The organism is Mycobacteriales bacterium (genome assembly GCA_035550055.1).
GTDB lineage: Bacteria > Actinomycetota > Actinomycetes > JAFAQI01 > JAFAQI01 > DASZTV01.
This window is the reverse complement of record DASZRO010000087.1, coordinates 19880-39747: the sequence shown is the minus strand read 5'-3', so window position 1 is coordinate 39747 and position 19868 is coordinate 19880. Positions and strand designations below refer to the sequence as shown.

Below are 19868 nucleotides of genomic sequence, written 5' to 3'. Positions count from 1 at the left end.
GCACTGGCAGGACACCTTGACGAACTGCCGTACGTACGCCGTCGCCAACCAAAAGGGCGGTGTCGCAAAGACGACGACGGTCGCCTCGGTCGCCGCCGCCCTGTGCGAGCTCGATCGCCGGGTGCTGGTCGTCGACCTCGACCCGCAGGCCTGCCTGACCTTCTCGCTCGGTCTCGATCCCGAAGACCTCGAGCTGTCCATCCACGACGTGCTGCTCGGCCGGGTGTCGGCGCGCATGGTCCTGCAGCACACCGCCGAAGGGCCTGACCTGCTGCCGGCGACGATCGACCTGGCGGGGTGCGAGGCCCAGCTGCTCACCCGGACCGGGCGCGAGCACGTGCTTCGGCTGGCGCTGGAGGATTTGCGCGCCGACTACGACGTCGTCTTGTTCGACTGCGCGCCGACCCTCGGCGTACTCACCATCAACGCCCTCACCGCGGCTGACTCGGTCATCGTCCCGCTGCAGTGCGAGACGTTGTCGCACCGCGGTGTCGGTCAGCTGCTCGACACGGTCAACGACGTGCAGCGGCTCACCAACCCGGCGCTGACCGTGCTGGGAGTGCTGCCCACGCTCTTCGACGGCCGGACGTTGCACTCGCGTGCCGTCCTCGCCGACATCGCCAGCCGGTACGCCCTCGACGTGCTGGAGCCGCCGATCCCGCGGTCGGTGCGGTTCGCCGAGGCGCCGGCGGCCGGCAAGACGATCATGCGCGCGGGTCGTACGACGCCGGGCGCCAACGCCTACCGCGCGCTCGCCCGCCGCCTCGCCGGGCTGCCGCCGGAGCCGGCGAAGACGATCGACCTCGACGCGGCAGCGAGCGAGCCGGCGCAGGTCGACCCGACACGTGATGACGCGACGTACGCCGATGTGGCGCAGACCGGGACGGAGGCCGGATGACCAGCTTCGACCGGGTACGCCCGCGCACGCCTCACGCGGCGTCCGCACCGGCCGCGCCGCCGGCCGCGGTCGACGCCGAGGGCAAACGCGCGCTGTTCACCTCCGCGGCCGACGTGGCCCGCCCCGGGGTGGGTTCGGCGCTCGTCGAGTGCTCGCGTTGCCAGGCGCGCACCGTGCTCGGGCCGGTCCAGGCGATCCGGGCCACCTTCCCGTCGCTGCACCTGGCGCTGCGGGTCGGGCACGGTGACGAGGTGAAGGCCATCGGGATCGGTGACCGCGAGTACCCGGCGTACCTGAAGTGCCCGTCCTGCCACCGACCCAGCTGGGTGCGCTTCACCTGGCAGATCTGACGCCGCTCAGAGCTGGGCTTTGAGCTCCTCGAGCGGCACCTCGGGCACCACGACGTCGGTGACGCCCATCACCTCACCGCACTCGACACAGCGCACCGCGACCACCACCCATCGGGCGGTGCCGTCCTCGGTGTGGATGCCGTAGACGACCTCAGCGATGGACTGGCTGCATGCCGGGCACTGCCACGCCTTCGGGTAGGTCCAGTGGTCGGCGGAGTCGAGCAGCTCGTGGACGTGCCCGCCGGCGATGCAGCGCAGCCGAGCCACGCCTGCCTCGGCGTCCGCCTCGACGTAGAACCAGGCGGCGGGGTCGTCGGCGTGCAACGGGTGCGCGCAGGTGGCGACCACCGTGTCGGTGACGGTCGGGCATCCGGCGAGGTTGGTCACCCAGGCGACGAGGTCCTCGACACTCTCACCGGTGAGCCGCGGGCCCACTGTCCGCAGCGCCATCAAACTCCCCCTCGGGTCGCTGTTTGCCGGGACACGTTCTCAGACGTCCGTCGACGCCGATTCTGTCGGAGTGGTCGTCGTCGCGCTTGATGCGCCGTCAGGGCGACCGCTGCCGCCGCGGGAACGGCGGCGGCGGCGCTTGCGCGGCGCGCCCTCGGCGCTCGGTGCGCTCTCAGCCGGCGGTGTCGGTCGCGCCGGCTCGTTGTCGCCGGGCGTCACCGCCGTACCGCCCCGAGTGCGCTGACGCTGCCGCGGCGGCCGCGGGGCACGTGGTGCGTCGGCGTGCGGTGCGCCGTTCGTGCCGCGCCGTGACCCGCCGCCGGAGCGGCGCTCGGCCGTGCCGCGGGCGTTGCCCTGCGCGGGACGGCGGCGCCCGGTTTCGCCGAGGTCTTCGATCTCCTCCGCGTCGAGGCCGGCGCGGGTCCGCGCCGCCTTCGGCAGCCGACCGGTCGCCTCACGCGGGATGTCGAGCTCTTCGTAGAGCACGTCGGAGGTGGAGTAGGTCTCCTCGGGCTCCGGGAACGGCAGGTCGAGGGCCTTGTTGATCATGCCCCAGCGGTAGCCGTCCTCCCAGTCGACGAAGGTCACCGCCGTGCCGGTCTCACCGGCGCGGCCGGTGCGGCCGATCCGGTGGACGTAGGTCTTCTCGTCGTCGGGGCACTCGTAGTTGACGACATGGGTGACGCCCTGGATGTCGATGCCGCGCGCGGCGACGTCGGTCGCGACCAGGATGTCGATCTTGCCGTTGCGGAAGGCGCGCAACGCCTGCTCGCGGGCGCCCTGACCGAGGTCGCCGTGCACCGCGGCGGAGGCGAAGCCGCGCTCGGCGAGGTCGGCGGCGATCCGGTCGGCCGAGCGCTTCGTGCGGGTGAACACCATCGCCAGGCCGCGACCTTCCGCCTGCATCACCCGGGCGAGGACCTCGGGCTTGTCGAGGTGGTGGGCCCGGAAGACGAACTGGCTGGTGGTGGGTACGGTCGCGCTGTCCTCGGGAGACTCGGCGCGCACGTGGGTCGGGTGGCGCAGGTAGCGGCGCGAGAGAGCGACGACCGGTCCGGGCATCGTCGCCGAGAACAGCATCGTCTGGCGTGCTTCGGGAAGCTGCGACACGATCCGCTCGACGTCGGGAAGGAACCCCAGGTCGAGCATCTCGTCGGCTTCGTCGAGCACCAGGATCTTGACCTGCGACAGGTCGAGCGCTCGCTGGTTGGCGAGGTCGAGCAGTCGGCCCGGCGTACCGACGACGACGTCGACGCCGCGCTGCAACGCCTCGAGCTGCGGCTCGTAGGAGCGGCCGCCGTAGATGACGAGGACGCGGGTGCCGCGCCCGCCGCCGGCGAGCTCGACGTCGCGCGCCACCTGGCTGGCGAGCTCACGGGTGGGTACGACGACGAGGGCCTGCGGCTTGCCGCTCTCGGCGTTCGGGGTGACCTGCTGCAACACCGGGATGGTGAAGGCGAGGGTCTTCCCGGTGCCGGTGCGGGCCTGCCCGATGAGGTCGTGGCCCTTGATGGCCAGCGGCACCGCGAGCGCCTGGATCGGGAACGGGGTGGTGATGTCGTGGCTTGCCAGGGTCTCGACGATGTCGTCGGAAACCCCAAGCTCGGCAAAGGTTTTCAAGGTGGGACGGGCTCCTGCCTACGGGCGGAGTCCGTCTGCTTGCTTGGTGGGCCCGCGCCCGCGGGTTCGCGGGGGGCCGACACACCACGGCGCTCCGCGGATTTCACGGGTCGTGCGGGGATTCGGATCTTGCAGCCACAAGTGTAGTGGCGCGGCGGCTAAGGTGCGGCGGGCGGCATGGGCGCCGGCGCGTCCGCGCCGTCGGCTGGCCGTCGACTCGGCCGGCTGCGTCGGCCAACTGCTCGGCCAACCGAAGGTGGCGGTGCACGTGGACTGGTCTGACCCGATGAGCGAGGCCGATCACCATCAAGCGGCCGTCGACCTGCTCGCCGTACTCGCCCTCGCCGAGCTGACCGCCTTCGAGCGGCTCGCCGCTGATGCCTCGCTCGCGCCCAGCCTGGGGGACAAGGCGGCGCTCGGCGCGATGGCGGTCGCCGAGTTCGAGCACTACCAGGTGCTGCACGAGCGACTCGCCGCGATGGGCGTCGACTCCACGGTGGCGATGGCGCCGTTCGTCGAGCCGCTGACCTCCTTTCACGACTCGACGTCGCCGTCGGACTGGCTGGAGAGCCTGGTCAAGGCCTACGTCGGCGACGGCTTCGCGGCCGACTTCTATCGCGAGATCGCCGAGTTCGCCGACGACGAGACGCAGTCGCTGGTCGCAGACGTCCTCGACGACACCGGACACGCCGAGTTCGCGGTGGCGCACGTCCGGTCGGCGATCGAGGCGGATCCGGCCGTCGCCGGCCGGCTGGCGTTGTGGGCACGCCGCCTCGTCGGGGAGGCGCTGGTCCAGGCGCAGCGGGTCGCGGTCGACCGCGACGCACTGACCCGGCTGATCGTCGGCGGTGCCGGCGACCTGGCCGCCCTCGGCGAGATGCTCGCCAGACTCACTCAGCGCCACACCGAGCGCATGGAGTCGCTAGGCCTGGCCTCCTGACCCCAGCAACGCAGCGTCACCCGGCTTACCACCCCAGCAACGCAGCGTCGCTGGGGGAATGGCCCAGCAATGGAGCGTTACTGGGGGGAATGGCCCAGCAACGGAGCGTTGCTGGTTAGAGGGCGCCGAAGCCGACGCGGCGCGGATCGCCTTCGGCGATCTCGACGTAGGCCAGCTTGTCGATGGCGACGATCACGCGCCGGCCCTTCTCGTCGACGAGGGTCAACGCAGGGTCCTCGCTGCGCATGGCCTTCTCGACCAGCTGCTGGATTTCGTCGGCGGTCTGCGCGCTCTCGTACGAGATCTCGCGCGGGGCGCCCTTGATGCCGATGCGAACCTCCATGCGGGGCAGGCTAGTTGACCGGCCGGTACGCCGGGGCGAACTCGCGCTACGCCGACGGTGAACCGGCCCTCGCGTCGGCGGTGACTCGGCTCGCGGGTAACCGCCGACCTTGCGCTACGCCGATGGTGAACCGGCCCTCGCGCCGGCGGTGCCTCGGCTCGCGGGTAGCCGCCGACCTTGCGCTACGCCGATGGTGAAGCGGCCCTCAGGCCGGCGGTGCCTCGGCTCGCGGGTAGCCGCCGATCTCGCGCTACGCCGACGGTGAACCGGCCCTCGCGCCGGCGGTGACTCGGCTCGCGGGTAGCCGCAGATCTGGCGCTACGCCGACGGTGAACCGGCCCTCAGGCCGGCGGCGACCCGGCACGCGGGTAGCCGCCGATCCCGCGCCACGTCAGCGTCTGGATCAGCTCGATCGCCCGCTGCTTGGGGATGCGGCCTTCCGAGTCCAGCCACCATCGGGCGCTGATCTCCGCCGCCCCAGCAAGCCCGCAGGACAGGACCTCCGCATCCTCCCGGTTGAGGCCGGTGTCTCTCGCAATCGTGTCTGCGATCGCCTCCACCGAGCGCTGCAGCGCACGGTCCACCCGCTCTCGCACGGTGGGTTCGTTGCGCAGGTCGGACTCGAACACCAGCCGGAAGGCACCGCCCGGCTCGTCGACGAAGTCGAAGTAGACCTCCACGCAGCGAAACACCCGGTCGTGGTTGTCGCTCGTGCTCTCCAAGGCGTTGCGGACCTGACGCTCCAGCGCGTCGGCGTGCAGGTCGAGCAGCGCGAGGTAGAGCTCGAGCTTGCTCGGGAAGTGCTGGTAGAGCACCGGCTTGCTGACCCCGGCACGTTCGGCGATGTCGTCCATCGCAGCGGCGTGGTACCCGTGCGCGACGAACACCTCTTGCGCCGCGCCGAGTAGCTGCTTGCGCCGCGCCGAACGAGGCAGCCGCCGGCCCCGGTCGGCGGTCTCGGTTGATGCGGTCACGGTGGCCGAAGCGTACTCAGCGTTCGCCGATCCGTGACGCGACGTTCCGGGAGAAGCGTCGAAGACTGCGCGAACCCGCTCGAACGGGGATACTCATTCCAAGCGATCGATCAAGGAGATGTCGGTGAGCATGGACCCGTCGGGAGCGCCAGGATCGGTGCCTTCCGCGCCTGACCCGACCGCGGCGCTGACCGATGTCCGCAACCAGGTGATGCGGCTCGGCCAGCAGATCGCCGAGATGCGCGCCGAGCCCGGCGTCGCGGGCGCCGAGGTGGCGAACGGCGTGATCGCCGAGCTTCGCGAAGCGGTCCGCTTCCTTGCCGAGCGACTCGACGGAGTGGCGCGGATGGTCGCCCAACGCGGTGAGGAGCTCGCGGACACCCGCGGTGCCCTCAGCGCGATCGACGCGCACGTGCGCTCGCAGGCCGAGACGATCGGCGTACTGACCACGGGCATGCAGGCCCTGCCCTCGTACGGCGAGCGCGTGTCGGCACTTCAGGACAACATCAACGGGCTCCAGCAGCGCCTCACTGGCATCGAAGGCTCGTTCGCGCCGCTGGCGCAACGGCTGAGCGCGATCGAGACGGCGGTGGCGAGGCCCGACTCGGGTGTCAGTGAGCGGCTGGCCGCCCTCGAGGGCATGATCGGCCCGTTGTCCCAGCGACTGGGCCAGTCGCTGACCGAGCACAACGCCTCGCTGCAGGCGCTGCACGGCCGGGTCGAGGCGCTCGCTACCGGGACCCAGGCAAGCCTCGACTCGATCGCCTCCGGCACACAGGCGGCGCTCGCGGTGTCGAGCGGGTCGGGGGACGACAGCGCTGTCCTTGCCCTCGAACCCCGGTTGGCATCGCTGGCCGGCGAGCTGTCCTCGCTGCGGGGTCAGGTCGCGACACTGGCGGCCGACTCGCCGACCGCTGCGCTCGCCGCGCTGCGCGAGCAGGTCGAGGAGCTGGCCAAGGCCGCGCCCGCGCCGGCTGCCGCGACCTCCGGCGGGGCCTCCGATGCAGACGTCGACGCGGCGGTGGCGGCTGCCGAGGAGCGGATCAAGGCTCACATCGACGACGCGATCGTCGCACTCGCGCAGACGCTGCTCGGCCGCGCCCGCGCCGACTCGGTCGCCGCGATCGCCCCGGTCGACGAGCCGGCGGCCGCGGTGTCGGCCTCCACCGCACAGGCGTCCGCGCCGCAGACCCCGGCGCAGACCACGTCCGCGGACGCGCCCGCCCCGGCCACCACCGATGCGACAGCGCCAGCGACGCTGACGGCCGTGCCGGAGACGGCCGACGACGAACCGGCGCCCGACCACGACACGCACCCCGACGACGACCAGCACCCCGACGACGTCGAAGACAGCGCGGACGTCGACTTCAGCGCGAGCTCGCCGGGCGCCGCGGTCCCGCCGCCGCTGCCGGCGTGGAGCCCGTCGCCTGGTGCAGCGCCGGCCGCCGCAGGATCACCGGGGTCGGCGAACGAGCCGTTCGACCAGGAAGCACAGTGGCAGGCCTACGGCCACTCCGACGGCCATGACGACGCCCAGGAACAGGCGCCCGAAGGTCGCCGTCGCTGGTTCTCCTGGTAGCCGCCCTTCTCGGTCGGCGATGGAACAACCGGTGCGATCCGGGGGTTTTCCGCTGTGCAAGGCTTGTAACCGACCGGCGCCTGCGCCTGACAGCTCTCGACCAGAGGTGACGTTGTGCCGCTTCCCCCGCTCGTAGCGCCCGCCGCGGAGCTGACGCCGCAAGAGGTACGTCGGTATTCGCGGCATCTGATCATCCCGGACGTCGCCATGGACGGTCAGAAGCGGCTCAAGAACGCGAAGGTGCTCTGTGTCGGCGCCGGAGGACTCGGTTCGCCCGCTCTGATGTACCTGGCTGCCGCCGGCGTCGGGACGCTCGGCATCATCGATTTCGACGTCGTCGACGAGTCGAACCTGCAGCGTCAGGTGATCCACGGCCAGAGCGACGTCGGGCGGTCGAAGGCGCAGAGCGCGAAGGCGTCGGTCGCCGAGATCAACCCGCTGGTGCAGGTCAACCTGCACGAGGAGCGGCTGGACTCCTCCAACGTGATGGGGATCTTCGCGGAGTACGACCTGATCGTCGACGGGACCGACAACTTCGCGACCCGCTACCTCGTCAACGACGCCTGTGTGCTGCTCAACAAGCCCTACGTCTGGGGTTCGATCTACCGCTTCGACGGCCAGGCGTCGGTGTTCTGGTCCGAGCACGGCCCGTGCTACCGCTGCCTGTACCCGGAGCCGCCGCCGCCCGGCATGGTCCCGTCGTGCGCCGAGGGTGGCGTGCTCGGCGTGCTCTGCGCATCGATCGGTTCGATCCAGGTCAACGAGGCGATCAAGGTCATCACCGGGATCGGCGAACCGATCGTCGGCCGGTTGATGATCTACGACGCGCTCGAGATGACCTACCGGTCGGTGAAGGTCCGCAAGGACCCGGAGTGCCCCCTGTGCGGCAAGAACCCGACGATCACCGAGCTCATCGACTACGAGGCGTTCTGCGGCGTCGTGTCGGACGAGGCCGTCGAAGCTGCGGCCGGGTCGACGATCACCGCGGGCGAGCTCAACGCCATGAAGCAGCGCGGGGACGACATCTATCTCGTCGACGTGCGGGAGCCTGCGGAGTGGGAGATCGTGCGCATCCCCGACGCGACGCTGATCCCGAAGGGTGAGCTGCCCTCGAAGCTGGCCGATTTGCCGCAGAACAAGCCGGTCGTTCTGTACTGCAAGTCGGGGGTGCGCTCGGCCGAGGCTCTGGCGCTGCTCAAGGACGCGGGCTTCTCCGACGCCAAGCATGTGCAGGGCGGGGTGACCGCCTGGCAGACCCAGGTGCTGGGAGACGAACCGCTCTACTAGGCCGTACGCAGGCCGATGTGGTCGGCGAGGTCGCGAACCGTCTGGGCCAGGGGGCGCCACGTCAGGCCCGCGTCGACCGCCTTCGAGACGTCGGCGTGCATCATCGGCCAGGCTTCTCGCGGCAGGCTGAGCGGTAGCGCGGCCGAGGCCTTGCTCCACGTGATCTCGGGAAGTCCGACGTCCAGTGCCGCCGCGATGGTGTCGAACACCTGGGAGAACGTCGGCGGCTGAGCCGGCGCGGTCAGGTCGAAGGTCCCCGTCGTAGCGTGCTCGACGGCCGCCACGGTGAAGGCCGCGAGGTCGCGGGCGTCGATTCCCTGCAGCGGCTGGTCCGGGTCTGGGGCGTCGAACGCCTTCCCCGCCGCGACCTCGCGCACCCAGTGGGTGAAGCGTTCGGTGTTGTCGCCGGGTCCGATGACGAAGCCGGGCCGGATGATCAACGGCGTCGTCGCGGCCTCCGCCACCGCGAGCTCGCAGGCCACCTTGAGCTCGCCGTACTTCGCAGCGTCGTAGTCCTGCGCCCAGGACGGTTCGAGCAGGGGTGCCTCTTCGGTGAAGCCGCGCCGCGGCAGCCGTCCGACGTCGAAGACGCTGATCGTCGAGATGAAGGTGGTGTGTCCGGCCCGCCCGCCGAGCGCATCGAGCAGGCTGCGGACCTGACGCGCCACATAAGCGCTCACGTCGATCGTCGCGTCCCACTCGCCATCCGCGAGCGCGGACAGGTCGCTGTTGCGATCACCGGCGAGGTGGGTCGCAGCCGGCAGCGCCTGCGGGTCGCTGCGCCCGCGGTTGAACAGCGTGACGTCGTGGCCGCGATCGAGTGCGGTCTGGGCGATGTGGCGCCCGACGAACCGGGTACCGCCGATCACGAGAATGCGCATGGGCCCTGACGCTAGTGGTCACTAGGGTCCGGTGCGTGACGCCTTACGCGCGCGCGGTGCTCGACGCGGTCGACGCGATCCCGGTCGGCCACGTGATGGCCTACAGCGATGTCGCGGAGTACGTCGGGCAGGGCACCGGCCGGACCGTCGCGGTCGTGATGCGCCACTACGGCGCAGAGGTGCCGTGGCATCGCGTCGTGCGCAGCGACGGGTCGTGTGCGCCCGAGGTCAGAGATCGCCAGGTTCCGCTGCTGCGTGCCGACGGCGTACCGATGGACGGCGAACGGGTCGACCTGCGCCGCGCCCGCTGGGACGGGGTACGTCGTAGCCGGGTGCTGAGATCTACGGAGTGAACGCGAGCCCGACCTACCGGCTGGTGCGCGCACCGGTCGAACCGGTCGCGGCGCCCGAGCTCGACCCCTCCCAGCAGACCGTCGTCGACCACAGCGACGGTCCGTTGCTGGTGTTGGCCGGTCCGGGAACCGGGAAGACGACCACCCTCGTCGAGGCGGTCGTGGAGCGGGTGCGCCAGGGCGCCGCGCCCGACGAGGTGCTCGTGCTCACCTTCAGCCGCAAGGCCGCAGAGGAGCTGCGCAGCCGGATCGCCGCACGGCTCGGCCGCACCGTCGTCGAGCCGTCCGCGTCGACGTTCCACAGCTTCTGCCTGCAGATCCTGCGCGGCTACGGCGTCGCGCCCGGTGACGTCCTGCCGCGGCTGCTGTCGGGCGCGGAGCGAGAGCTGCGGGTGCGGGAGCTGCTCGCGGGCAACGCCGCCGGCCAGGGACGTACCCGCTGGCCCGACGAGCTTCGGCCGGCGCTCACGTTGCGCGGGTTCGCCCGCGAGGTCTGCGACCTGCTCGACCGCGCCGGCGAGCGCGGTCTCGACCCGTCTGCCCTTCGCGCCCTCGGCGAGCGGCACGGCCAGGCGTCGTGGATCGCCGCCAGCGACTTCATGGCCGAGTACCTCGAGGTGCTCTCGCTGCGCAACGAGGTCGACTACGCGGGCCTGGTCGACCGAGCCGTCAGGCTGCTGCGCGGGCCGGCTGCGGAGGTCTGCACCCGCTACCGCGCGGTATACGTCGACGAGTATCAGGACACCGACCCGTCGCAGGAGGAGCTGCTCCGGTTGCTCGCCGGTCGTGGTCGGCTGCTCGTCGCGGTCGGCGACCCGGACCAGTCGATCTACGGCTTCCGGGGTGCCGACGTACGCGGGATCATCGAGTTCCCCGACCGCTTTCGTACTGCGGCGGGGGCGCCCGCCCCGGTCACCGCCCTGCGGGTGTGCCGGCGATCGGGCCCGGATCTGGTTGCGCTCTCGCGCGCCGCGGCCGCGCGCCTCCCGCTCGGCGAGCTGACCCCCCGCCGGGAGGAGCATCGCGGGCTCGAGCCTGCCGGTCCGCCCGGTCCGCCGCCGCAGATTCGGCTGTTCTCCTCGGTGGCGGCGGAGGTCGCGGGCATCGCGGACTTGCTGCGTCGCAGCCACCTGCTCGACGGGATCGCCTGGTCGCGGATGGCGGTGCTCGTCCGCTCCGGCGTACGCAGCATCCCGACGGTACGCCGCGCGCTCGTCGCGGCCGGGGTGCCGGTGTCGGTCGCCGCCGACGAGCTGCCGCTGTCCCGTGACCCGGCGGTCGCACCGCTGCTGCGCGCGTTGGAGGTGGTCGCGGAGCGGCTGCGGGCGAAGCGGCTCGGCCGCGAGCCCGCGTCGATCTCTCCCGAGATCGCGCGACTGCTGCTCACCTCACCGCTGGCGGGGGCGTCTCCGTCGCAGCTGCGCGCGCTGGGACGGCGGCTACGCGAGATCGACCGCGAGGCGGCAGGTGGCCTGGCACGGCCCTCCGCCCTGCTCGTCGCCGAGGCGGTGGCTGACCCGGGGGTGCTCGCGACGGTGGAGGACTGGATCGCCGCCCCCGCCCTGCGGCTGAACCGAATCCTGCGTGCTGCTGAGGAGGTCGCGGCCGGCGGCGGCACCCCCGCAGAAGTGCTGTGGGCGCTGTGGGACGGGTCCGACTGGGCGCATCGGCTCGCCAACGCAGCGGTTTCGCCGGACGCGGAAGGCCGAGCGGCGGACCGCGACCTCGACGCGGTGCTCTCGCTGTTCGACCTCGCCAACCGGCTCGAGGACAGCCAGCCGCGGGCGACGGTCGACGGCCTGCTCGACGAAGTCTCCTCGCAGGAGATCCCCGCCGCGCCGTTCGAGGAGAAGGCCGGCGCACTCGGGTCCGTGCGGTTGCTGACCGCCCATCGCTCGAAGGGCCTGGAGTGGGACCTCGTCGTCGTTGCCGGCGTGCAGGAGGGCGTCTGGCCCGACGTACGCCGTCGCGGCACTCTGCTCGACGCCGATGGGCTAGCCGCGGGGGTGCCCGGCGGCGGCCCGACGACGGCGGCGTTGCTCACCGACGAGCGGCGGCTGTTCTACGTCGCGGTCACCCGCGCTCGTCAGCGGCTGGTGCTCACCGCGACCTCTGGCACCGACGACCTCGCGGAGCGGCCGTCGCGGTTGCTCACCGAGACCGGCCTGGAGCTGCCCGAGTCGATCACGTCGAGCACGGGCGTGCTGTCGACGGCATCCCTGGTCGGCCGGCTGCGACGTGCGTTGCGTGACGACGCGATCGAACCCGAGCTGCAGGCGGTCGCCGCGGCGTGTCTTGCCGACCTCGCCGATGCCGCCGACGACGACGGGGAGCCGCTCGTCGCCGCCGCGTCGCCGGACCGATGGTGGGGGCTGGCGGACTGGACCCCCGGTGCCGCCGCGGTCCGCGACCCGGACCAGCCGGTGGCGCTGTCGGCGTCGGCGGTCGCGGCCTTCGACCGCTGTCCGCGCGCCTGGTTCCTGGACCGCGAGGCGCACGCCAGCGAGAGCACCTCCACGGCCCAGGGGTTCGGGTCGATCGTGCACGCCCTTGCCGAGGCGGTCGTGGTCGGCGAGCTCGACGCCGACATCGACGTGCTGGTCGAGCGGCTCGACTCGGTGTGGCATCTGCTGCCGTACGACGCGAAGTGGCAGGCCGTGCGAGACCACAAAGAGGCGCGCGACGCCCTGCAACGCTTCCTTGCCTGGCACGCCGCGAACGACCGTGAGTGCGCCAGCGCAGAAGTCGCCTTCGAGATCGCGGTCAGTGACGACGTCGTGGTGCGGGGCCGGGCCGACCGCATCGAGCTCGACAGTGCGGGCAAGCTCGTCGTCGTCGACTTGAAGACCAGCCGCAACCCGCCCACCGACGAGCGGGTGAAGACCGACGCCCAGCTCGGGGTCTACCAGCTCGTGACGCGGCAAGGCGCGTTCGCCCAGTGGTCGACGACCCCGGGCGGCGCCGAGCTCGTCCAGCTGCGCAAGAGTGCGCGCGACAAGGTGAAGGTGCAGCGTCAGGACGCGCTGGGTCCGGACGAGGACTGGGTGGACGAGCTGGTCGGGGGTATCGCGAGCGGGATCCGCAACGAGACGTTCCCGGCCCGGCCCAACGACGGCTGCGGCTACTGCCGGTTCCGAACGTCGTGTCCGTCGCGGGAAGACGGCGCACAGGTGATGTCGTGACCACTGTCCCGACCGCCGATGGCAGCTACCTCGCCGAGCTGCTCGGCAAGGATTTCACCGACGAACAGCTCGCGGTGATCACTGCCGATCTCGTCCCGCAGCTCGTCGTCGCCGGCGCCGGGTCGGGCAAGACCACCGTGATGGCGGCGCGGATCGTGCACGCGATCGCCTGGTTCGGCGTCCCGGCCGACCGCATCCTCGGCGTCACGTTCACGAACAAGGCGGCCGGCGAGCTCGCCGAGCGGGTCCGCCACAGCGTCGCCCGACTGCCCGCGCGCGAACCGTCCGCGGATGACACCGAAGAGCTGCCGACGGTTGCGACGTACAACTCCTACGCCGCGCAGATCGTGCGCGACCACGCGCTGCGAATCGGCCGCGAGCCCGGCGCGACGCTGCTGACCGAGGCGGTGCAGTGGCAGCTCGCGATGCGCGTCGCGAGCCGGGCGCCCGGCCCGTTCCCGCACCTGGACTGGAGCACGTCGTACGTCGCAGAGCTGATCGTTGCGCTGGCCGGCGAACTGTCGGACCACCTGTGCACCCCGGAGGACGTCCGTCGCCATGACGCGGCGGTGCGAGAGGCGGTCGCAAGCCTGCCCAAGACGTTGGCGTGGGTCCGCGAGATGGCCGAGCGCACGCTGTCCCGCGACGAGCTCCTGGCCCTCGTCACGGCTTACCAGGAGGAGAAGGCGCGGCTGGATCTGATCGACTTCGGCGACCAGATCGCGCTCGCTTGCCGAATCGCCGAGCGCGCGCCCGAGGTCGCGGCGATCGAACGCGACCGATACCGACTGGTCGTGCTCGACGAGTATCAGGACACCGGTGTCTCGCAACGCGTGCTGTTCGCGACGTTGTTCGGCGGTGGCCACGCGGTGACCGCGGTCGGAGACCCGAACCAGGCGATCTACGGCTGGCGTGGCGCGGCGTCGTCGAACCTGTCGCGCTTCGCCGAGCACTTCGCGCCCGACCCGGCTTCGACGGCTGCGATGCCGTTGATGATGAGCTTTCGCTGCCACGAGCGGATTCTCGACGTCGCGAACGCCGTCGCCGAACCGTTGCAGACGTCGCTGCTCACCAAGCGGCGGTCCTGGCTCGACCTGCCGTGGCTGCGCGCCAAGCCGGATCTCACCGACAGCGGGATGGTCCGGGTGTCGCGGCTGCCCACCGCCAACGACGAGGCGAGCTGGCTGGCCGATCGGGTGGCCGGGGCGATCGTTGACGGCACGGCGCCGGGACAGATCGCCGTCCTCGGCCGCCGGCGTACCGACTTCCCGCGGCTGCACCAGGCGCTCGCCGCGCGTGACATCCCGGTCGAGGTCGTCGGGCTCGGCGGTCTGCTGGCGATGCCGGAGGTCAGCGACATCGTCGCCATGCTCACCCTGCTGGCCGACGCGACGTCGAACGCCGCGGCGGTCCGGCTGCTGACCGGCCCGCGCTGGCGAATCGGGGTACGCGACCTCGCCGCGATCGGGCGCCGCGCCGGCCACCTCGCGCGGTTGCGGTTGTCCGGGGAGGTGGAGGACGCGGACGTTGCCGCTGGGGCGGACTCCCGTGCGGTTGCCGACGAGCCGTCGGTCGCAGCGGGCGTCGACACCGTGCTCGCCCAGGCGACGACGACGGCGGATCCGGTCGAGGCGCCCTCCTTGCTCGAAGCGATCGAGTCGCCGGGCAAGCACCCCGGCCTGTCCGCCGAGGCGGTCGAGCGGCTCGGGCGGTTCGCGGCGGAGATCCGTCGGCTGCGCCGTCTCGTCGGTCAGCCGCTGGTCGACCTGGTCACCGAGATCATCGCGACGACCGGACTCGACGTGGAGATCGAAGCCGCCGACGCCGCCCTGGCGGCGGCCCGCAGCGCGAACATCCACGCGTTCCTCGACGTCGCGGCGCAGTTCAACGGGATCGACGGCGAGGCCGACCTCGCCGCGTTCGTCGCCTACCTGCGCGCCGCCGCCGACAACGAGCGCGGTCTGGACCTCGGCGCGGTGTCGGACACCGACACCGTCAAGCTGATGACGATCCATGCCGCCAAGGGCTTGGAGTGGGACATCGTCGCCGTCCCCGGGCTGGTCGAGGGCGTGTTCCCGACGTCGCGGTCGAGGTCGAGCTGGGTGACCGGCGCGGCGGTGCTGCCGTTCGCCTGCCGCGGCGATCGCGAGGACCTGCCGGAGCTCGGCGGCTACGAGAAGAGCGACTTCGAGGCGTTCAAGGCCGAGTGGCGCTCGGACGCCACCGACGAGGAACGGCGGCTCGCCTACGTCGCCTTCACCCGTGCCCGCCGAGAGCTCTGGTTGTCGGCCTACTGCTGGAGCGGCACCCGCAAGGAGGCCTGTCCGCTCTCGCCGTTCCTGAAGGAAGTGGTGGCGCTCGGCGAACCGAAGGTCGTCATCGACGGCTGGTGCGACGACCCGGAGGATGGCGCCGGGAACCCGATCCTCGACGCCGGAGTGGCTGACGTCGCGTGGCCGGTCCTTACCGAACCTGACGAGGCGGCCCGCCGCCGGGCCGCCGCAGACCTCGTGGTCGCGGCACGCACGGGCGCGCAGCAGCTGCCGATGCTCGCGGCGGACTCCGCCGGCATCGGCGAGGAGTGGCGGCGCGACACCGCGCTGCTGCTCGACGAGGCGCGTCGCCGGCGCAACCGGATCGTCGAGGTCCCAGTGCCGGCGAGGCTCACCACGAGCCAGGTGGTGGCGCTCGCCCGCGACGAGGACGCCTTCGCTGCGGCGTTGGCGCGCCCGCTGCCGGCTCGACCGGTGGCACAGGCGCGGCGCGGGTCGCGTTTCCACCAGTGGGTCGAGCAGCTCTACGGTGCCGCGGCGCTACTCGAGCCCGACGACCTCCCAGGCGCCGAGGATGCCGACCTGTCCGACGCCGATCTCGCCGAGCTGCAGGAGAAGTTCCTTGTCGGCGGCTGGGCGCAACGGATCCCGGCGAAGGTCGAAGCGCCCTTCGAGATGGTGGTCGGCGGCCGGCTGTTGCGCGGCCGGATCGACGCGGTCTACCGCAGCGACGACGGCGGATACGACGTCATCGACTACAAGACGGGAGCCAAACCGACCGGGACGGAGTTCGACGCGGCCGCGCTGCAGCTGTCGATCTACCGGCTGGCGTGGGCGGATCTCGCCGGCGTCGACCCGGACGTCGTGACCGCGGGCTTCTTGTACGTGCGGGACATGTCCGTCGTACGCCCGCAGCGCCTGCTCAGCCGTGCCGAGCTCGCCGCGCTGATCGGCCAGGAGGGCGTGCAACCTTCCGGGTGAGGCAGGCGTCTGGACCCGCGTGAGGCAGGAATGACGCAGCTGCTGCCGCGACAGCGGCACGATGGAGCGGTGAGCGACGCGGCGGGGGGCGACCCGCTGGCCGCGCTCTACGTCGTGCACTATCGCGGGCTCGTGCGGTTGGCCGCCCTGCTGCTCGACGAGACCGCGGCGTGCGAGGACGTCGTCCAGGAGGCCTACGTCCGACTGGCGGCGAACGGCCGGCTGACTCGCCTGCGCGACCCCGAGGCGTCGCTGGCCTACCTGCGTACGACGGTGATGAACCTCGCCCGGTCGGCCATGCGACGCCGGCTCGTCGCCACGAAGTACGCGCCGCTGGTCCATCGCAGTGAGCGCGTCGACGACGCGGCGACCGCCGCGGTCGACCGAACGGACGTCGTCGTCGCGCTGCGCACTCTGCCCCGCCGGATGCGGGAGGCCGTGGCGCTTCGCTACTACGCGGATCTCACCGAGGCGCAGACCGCCGACCTCATGGGAGTGAGCGTCGGTGCGGTGAAGTCCTACACCTCCCGGGCCCTCGAGCGGCTCGCTGCTGAGTTGAAGGTGACCACCGATGAATGAGATGACCGAGAAGGAGATTCGTGAACGACTGGAGCGCGCTGTCGCGCCTCTCGACCCTGTTGGCCCACCCCTCGACGTACTCCGGGAGCGCGCAGTGAAGCTTCGTAGGTTTCGAATCTCCGTCGGCGGCGGACTGGTCGCCGTCGCGGCGGCCGCGGTCACGGTTGCCGTGGTCGTCGTCCCCGCCAACGGGTCGCAGAGCGTCCACACCGCGGCCGCGCCGTCCGCGGCGTCGCTGACCCGCTACGCCGCCGCCCACGACGGCAAGCATGTCGCCGGTCCGATCGCGGACCGCTCGGCCTACGTCGGGGCCTACGCCACCAAGCAGGCCATCGTCGTCGTCCGCTACGCCGGCGGCGCCTGGCATCCCGACGGTGCGCCGGTCACGAAGTACGGCCCCGGTCGGTTCGTCACCCGGCTCTCGGACGGCGGTGAGGTGATCCCCGGCCACGCGTCGGTCGCAGTGCGCACGATCGGCGGCGACGTGAGCTACTTCGGCGGCGTGATGTACGACGCCAACGGCACCTGGCTGCCCGCGCATTTCGCGAAGTGCCCCAACCACAAGGCACTCAGCTGCGCCTATCCGGGCACCTCGCAGCCGTACGGACACGTCGCCGCCGGTCGGTTCATCTCGGTGTCCAACAACTGCACACCGAACTGCGCGGCCGGCACGAACTACGTCATCACCTGGCGCTGGACCTCGGCTCGCCACCAGTTCGTGGTCGCCGGCGTGACGAAGGACCGGCCAACTCGCGCCTCGCACTAGCTCTAGGTTGGCGGGGTGGAGACCATCCCGTCGTTGTCACGCACCGCCGTCGATCGAGCCGCGCTGCATCGCGAAGACGCAGCGTGGCTCGCGTCGGCGTGGGAGAGCGGAAAGCTGCTGGTGGTCGACGAGGCCGGACGCGCCACCGCCCTCGAGGACGGCCCGCCGGCCTTGCACTTCGTCGACGCCGCCGGCTGGCAGGGTGACGGTGAGCGGCTGCTGCTCGGCGTCGGCGAGGACGGCGTCGCCTACTGGGGCACGATCGGTGATCCGCCGCGGGTGCTCGGTGGCCGGCTGCTCGACCTGCGAATGATGGGCGCGGCGCTCAGCGACCTCGACGCCGGGCTGCTCGTCACGCTCATCGCGCTCGGCAACTGGCACGCGACACATCCGCGTTGCCCTCGCTGCGGCGAGCCGACCGAGGTGATCCAGGCCGGGTGGTCGCGCCGCTGCGTCGCGGACGGCTCCCAGCACTTCCCGCGAACCGACCCGGCGGTGATCGTGCTGCTGCACGACGGCGCCGACCGGGTGCTGCTGGGCCGTCAGCCGTCCTGGCCCGCAGGTCGGTACTCGACGATCGCCGGTTTCGTCGAGTCGGGGGAGTCGGCCGAGCAGGCGGTGCACCGCGAGGTCCGCGAGGAAACCGGGGTGCTCATCGACCGGGTCGTCTATCGCGCCAGCCAGCCCTGGCCGTTCCCGCAGTCGTTGATGTTGGGGTACGAGGCGCGGGTCGTCGGCGGCGACGTCGCGGATCGCGACCACGAGCTCGAGGACGTGCGGTGGTTCGACCGGGCCGCGTTGCAGCGCGAGGTCGACACGCTGCCGCCGGCGTCATCGATCGCCCACTGGCTGATCACCGGCTGGCTCGAACGAGCGGATGGCACATGCGCATAGCCGCGGGAATCTCCGTTGCCTCGGCGGTGTTTGCTTAGGACGTGCTTGCAGACCGCATCAATCCCAAGATCGCGGTCAGCGTGGTCTTCGTGTCAGCGATGTTCATGGCGATCATGGACATCACCATCGTCAACGTCGCGTTGCCGCAGCTCGCCCACGACTTCGACGTCAGCCCGGCTCACATCGACAGCGTCGTCGTCGGCTTCCTGGTCAGCCTCGCCGTCTTCATCCCCGCCTCGGGATGGCTGGGCGACCGCTTCGGCATGAAGCGGATGCTGCTGACCGCCATCGTCATCTTCACCGGCGCGTCTGCGCTGTGCGGGTTGTCGCAGAACCTCACCCAGCTCGTGGTGTTCCGGATCCTCCAGGGCGTCGGTGGAGGGATGCTCACCCCGACCGGGATGGCGCTGCTGTACCGGACGTTCCCGCCCGCCGAGCGGGTGCGTGCTTCGCGGATCCTGATCGTCCCGACGGCGTTCGCGCCGGCCATCGGCCCGGTCCTGGGCGGCTTGCTGGTCACCGATGTGTCGTGGCGGTGGGTGTTCTTCGTCAACCTGCCCATCGGCATCGCTGCGCTGGTGTTCGGCATCCTGTTCCTCCACGAGCACCGCCAGCCCGACGCCGGCCGGTTCGACATCGGTGGCTTCCTGCTGGCCGGCACGGGCCTGCCCGCGCTGATGTACGCGCTGTCGGAAGGGCCCTCACGCGGCTGGGGCTCGCCGACGATCCTCGGCCTGGCCGTCGCGGGCGTCGTACTGCTCGCGTTGCTGGTGCGCTACGAGCTCGCTCACGCGCACCCGATGATCGACCTGCACCTGATCGGCAACCGACTGTTCCGGTCCTCGACGATCGTGCTGTTCATCGGCATGGCTGCGTTTCTCGGCACGCTGTACGTCGTGGCGTTGTTCTTCCAGGTCGGCCTCGGCCTGTCCGCGCTGAACGCCGGGTTGAGCACCTTCCCCGAGGCCATCGGTGTGATGATCGGCGCGCAGATCTCGACCCGCCTCTACCCCGAGGTCGGCCCGCGCCGGCTGATCGCCGCCGGGCTGACCGGTGTCGCCGTACTGGCGCTGTGCATGACCTTCATCGGGTTCGGGACGAGTCTGTGGCTGGTGCGCGGCCTGATGTTCCTGCTCGGGCTGTCCATCGCGCATGTCTTCACCCCGGTGCAGGCGGCAGCGTTCGCGACGATCAGCCAGGCCTCGACCGGCCGCGGGTCGACGCTGTTCAACACGGCGCGACAGGTCGGAAGCGCTCTCGGCGTTGCCATCCTCACCACCGTGATCTCCGCAGTCGGCGTCACGCGCCTCGTCCACGGGCATCCGCACGCCAACCTGCGCGCCTTCCACGCGGCCTTCGTCGTGTCAGCGGCGTTGGCGCTGTGCGCCGCGGTGTTCGCGTTCTTCACGGTCAGCGACGAAGACGCGGCTCCGACGATGGTGAAGCGGCCGAGCAAGCGGGCGCAGCAGCGCCAGGCTGACGCCGAGCTCGCCGCCGCCACCGGCTGACCACAACACC

17 protein-coding genes are annotated in these 19868 nt (G+C 71.5%); 12 read left to right on the top strand and 5 right to left on the bottom strand.

Annotated features, from left to right (window positions below; translation table 11 throughout):
* Positions 1-16: 16 nt before the first annotated feature.
* Positions 17-898 carry an AAA family ATPase gene (locus VG899_13085; protein HWA67288.1) on the top strand — a complete coding sequence of 294 codons (882 nt, stop codon included), beginning with the start codon at positions 17-19 and terminating at the stop codon, positions 896-898.
* Positions 895-1248 (top strand): hypothetical protein, encoded by a 354-nt coding sequence (locus VG899_13080; GenBank protein HWA67287.1) that lies wholly within the window; start codon positions 895-897, stop codon positions 1246-1248. The genes VG899_13085 and VG899_13080 overlap by 4 nt, the downstream gene beginning before the upstream one ends.
* 6 nt (positions 1249-1254) lie before the next feature.
* On the opposite strand, the gene VG899_13075 is transcribed toward VG899_13080, so the two are convergent.
* Positions 1255-1698 carry a hypothetical protein gene (locus VG899_13075; protein ID HWA67286.1) on the bottom strand — a complete coding sequence of 148 codons (444 nt, stop codon included), beginning with the start codon at positions 1696-1698 and terminating at the stop codon, positions 1255-1257.
* A 39-nt stretch (positions 1699-1737) separates the two neighbouring features.
* Complete coding sequence (locus VG899_13070) at positions 1738-3318, bottom strand: DEAD/DEAH box helicase (protein ID HWA67285.1); 1581 nt, start codon at positions 3316-3318, stop codon at positions 1738-1740.
* A gap of 286 nt (positions 3319-3604) precedes the next feature.
* Here VG899_13070 and VG899_13065 point away from each other — a divergent pair, with 286 nt between their 5' ends.
* Positions 3605-4258, top strand: a complete 654-nt coding sequence (locus VG899_13065) for a ferritin-like fold-containing protein (protein ID HWA67284.1) — start codon at positions 3605-3607, stop codon at positions 4256-4258.
* A gap of 115 nt (positions 4259-4373) precedes the next feature.
* On the opposite strand, the gene VG899_13060 is transcribed toward VG899_13065, so the two are convergent.
* Complete coding sequence (locus VG899_13060; GenBank protein HWA67283.1) at positions 4374-4601, bottom strand: DUF3107 domain-containing protein; 228 nt, start codon at positions 4599-4601, stop codon at positions 4374-4376.
* A 341-nt stretch (positions 4602-4942) separates the two neighbouring features.
* Positions 4943-5575, bottom strand: coding sequence for a TetR/AcrR family transcriptional regulator (locus VG899_13055; GenBank protein ID HWA67282.1), 633 nt, complete (start codon positions 5573-5575; stop codon positions 4943-4945).
* Between the two features lie 124 nt (positions 5576-5699).
* On the opposite strand from VG899_13055, the gene VG899_13050 reads away from it, so the two are divergent.
* Both VG899_13050 and moeZ read left to right on the top strand, forming a co-directional pair.
* Positions 5700-7154 carry a hypothetical protein gene (locus tag VG899_13050; protein ID HWA67281.1) on the top strand — a complete coding sequence of 485 codons (1455 nt, stop codon included), beginning with the start codon at positions 5700-5702 and terminating at the stop codon, positions 7152-7154.
* Positions 7155-7268: 114 nt separating this feature from the next.
* Entirely contained in the window at positions 7269-8441 is a 1173-nt protein-coding gene (moeZ, locus tag VG899_13045) for an adenylyltransferase/sulfurtransferase MoeZ (protein HWA67280.1), read from the top strand.
* Here moeZ and VG899_13040 read toward each other — a convergent pair.
* Positions 8438-9322, bottom strand: coding sequence for an NAD-dependent epimerase/dehydratase family protein (locus VG899_13040; protein HWA67279.1), 885 nt, complete (start codon positions 9320-9322; stop codon positions 8438-8440). The two genes, moeZ and VG899_13040, sit on opposite strands and share 4 nt — an antisense overlap.
* A gap of 35 nt (positions 9323-9357) precedes the next feature.
* Here VG899_13040 and VG899_13035 point away from each other — a divergent pair, with 35 nt between their 5' ends.
* From VG899_13035 to VG899_13005, 7 genes are all read left to right on the top strand, one after another.
* Positions 9358-9675, top strand: coding sequence for an MGMT family protein (locus VG899_13035; GenBank protein HWA67278.1), 318 nt, complete (start codon positions 9358-9360; stop codon positions 9673-9675).
* The gene (locus VG899_13030) at positions 9672-12857 is read left to right on the top strand and encodes an ATP-dependent DNA helicase (protein HWA67277.1); all 3186 of its coding nucleotides are present in this window, start codon (positions 9672-9674) and stop codon (positions 12855-12857) included. Before VG899_13035 ends, VG899_13030 begins: the two co-directional genes overlap by 4 nt.
* A complete protein-coding gene (locus VG899_13025; GenBank protein HWA67276.1) occupies positions 12854-16111 on the top strand; it encodes an ATP-dependent DNA helicase in 3258 nt (1085 codons plus the stop codon). Before VG899_13030 ends, VG899_13025 begins: the two co-directional genes overlap by 4 nt.
* 69 nt (positions 16112-16180) lie before the next feature.
* Positions 16181-16690, top strand: a complete 510-nt coding sequence (locus VG899_13020) for a SigE family RNA polymerase sigma factor (protein ID HWA67275.1) — start codon at positions 16181-16183, stop codon at positions 16688-16690.
* A gap of 94 nt (positions 16691-16784) precedes the next feature.
* Complete coding sequence (locus VG899_13015; GenBank protein ID HWA67274.1) at positions 16785-17456, top strand: hypothetical protein; 672 nt, start codon at positions 16785-16787, stop codon at positions 17454-17456.
* A gap of 15 nt (positions 17457-17471) precedes the next feature.
* Positions 17472-18350, top strand: coding sequence for an NAD(+) diphosphatase (gene nudC / locus VG899_13010; GenBank protein HWA67273.1), 879 nt, complete (start codon positions 17472-17474; stop codon positions 18348-18350).
* Positions 18351-18391: 41 nt separating this feature from the next.
* Positions 18392-19858 carry an MDR family MFS transporter gene (locus VG899_13005; protein HWA67272.1) on the top strand — a complete coding sequence of 489 codons (1467 nt, stop codon included), beginning with the start codon at positions 18392-18394 and terminating at the stop codon, positions 19856-19858.
* Positions 19859-19868: the final 10 nt, after the last annotated feature.

Bases quoted from the DNA above. Each gene is read 5' to 3' on its own strand.
- VG899_13080 (HWA67287.1), top strand. From the start codon at position 895: ATGACCAGCTTCGACCGGGTACGCCCGCGCACGCCTCACGCGGCGTCC.
- VG899_13075 (HWA67286.1), bottom strand. From the start codon at position 1,698: ATGGCGCTGCGGACAGTGGGCCCGCGGCTCACCGGTGAGAGTGTCGAG.
- VG899_13065 (HWA67284.1), top strand. From the start codon at position 3,605: ATGAGCGAGGCCGATCACCATCAAGCGGCCGTCGACCTGCTCGCCGTA.
- VG899_13060 (HWA67283.1), bottom strand. From the start codon at position 4,601: ATGGAGGTTCGCATCGGCATCAAGGGCGCCCCGCGCGAGATCTCGTAC.
- VG899_13040 (HWA67279.1), bottom strand. From the start codon at position 9,322: ATGCGCATTCTCGTGATCGGCGGTACCCGGTTCGTCGGGCGCCACATC.